Origin of the sequence: Cupriavidus sp. DL-D2, from assembly GCF_039710735.1 — a bacterium.
GTDB lineage: Bacteria > Pseudomonadota > Gammaproteobacteria > Burkholderiales > Burkholderiaceae > Cupriavidus.
In genome coordinates this window covers 1-1,194 of record NZ_JBDKXK010000135.1, presented here as the reverse complement: position 1 = coordinate 1,194, position 1,194 = coordinate 1, and the positions used below count along the sequence as shown (strand labels likewise).

At 61.9% G+C, this 1,194-nt stretch carries 1 protein-coding gene; it reads left to right on the top strand.

Annotated elements, in window-relative coordinates:
* The first annotated feature begins 2 nt into the window (after positions 1–2).
* Positions 3–1,193, top strand: coding sequence for an elongation factor Tu (tuf, locus tag ABDB81_RS30335; RefSeq protein WP_160473074.1), 1,191 nt, complete (start codon positions 3–5; stop codon positions 1,191–1,193).
* Position 1,194: the final 1 nt, after the last annotated feature.

The window sequence follows — 1,194 nt, the reverse complement described above, 5'->3', positions numbered from 1 at the left end:
ACATGGCAAAGGAAAAGTTCGAGCGGACCAAGCCGCACGTGAACGTAGGTACGATTGGTCACGTTGACCATGGCAAGACGACGCTGACGGCAGCAATTGCCACGGTGCTGGCTGCGAAGTTCGGCGGCTCGGCCAAGAAGTACGACGAGATCGATGCAGCGCCGGAAGAAAAGGCACGCGGCATCACGATCAACACCGCACACGTGGAATACGAAACGGCGAACCGCCACTACGCCCACGTTGACTGCCCGGGCCACGCTGACTATGTGAAGAACATGATCACGGGCGCCGCGCAGATGGACGGCGCGATCCTGGTGTGCTCGGCTGCAGACGGCCCGATGCCGCAAACGCGCGAACACATCCTGCTGGCCCGCCAGGTTGGCGTGCCTTACATCATCGTGTTCCTGAACAAGTGCGACATGGTCGACGACGCCGAGCTGCTCGAGCTGGTCGAAATGGAAGTGCGCGAGCTGCTCTCGAAGTACGACTTCCCGGGCGATGACACGCCGATCGTGAAGGGTTCGGCCAAGCTGGCGCTGGAAGGCGACAAGGGCGACCTGGGCGAAGGCGCGATCATGGCTCTGGCCGACGCGCTGGACACGTACATCCCGACGCCGGAGCGCGCTGTGGACGGTACGTTCCTGATGCCGGTGGAAGACGTGTTCTCGATCTCGGGCCGCGGTACCGTGGTGACGGGTCGTATCGAACGCGGCATCGTGAAGGTCGGTGAGGAAATCGAAATCGTGGGTATCCGCCCGACGGTGAAGACGACCTGCACGGGCGTGGAAATGTTCCGCAAGCTGCTGGACCAAGGCCAGGCTGGTGACAACGTTGGCCTGCTGCTGCGCGGCACGAAGCGTGAAGACGTGGAACGTGGCCAAGTCCTGTGCAAGCCGGGCTCGATCAAGCCGCACACGCACTTCACGGGCGAGGTGTACATTCTGTCGAAGGACGAAGGTGGTCGTCATACGCCGTTCTTCAACAACTACCGCCCGCAGTTCTATTTCCGTACGACCGACGTGACCGGCTCGATCGAGCTGCCGCAGGACAAGGAAATGGTCATGCCGGGTGACAACGTGTCGATCACCGTCAAGCTGATCGCCCCGATCGCCATGGAAGAAGGCCTGCGCTTCGCTATCCGCGAAGGCGGTCGTACCGTCGGCGCCGGCGTTGTGGCAAAGATCCTCGACTAAG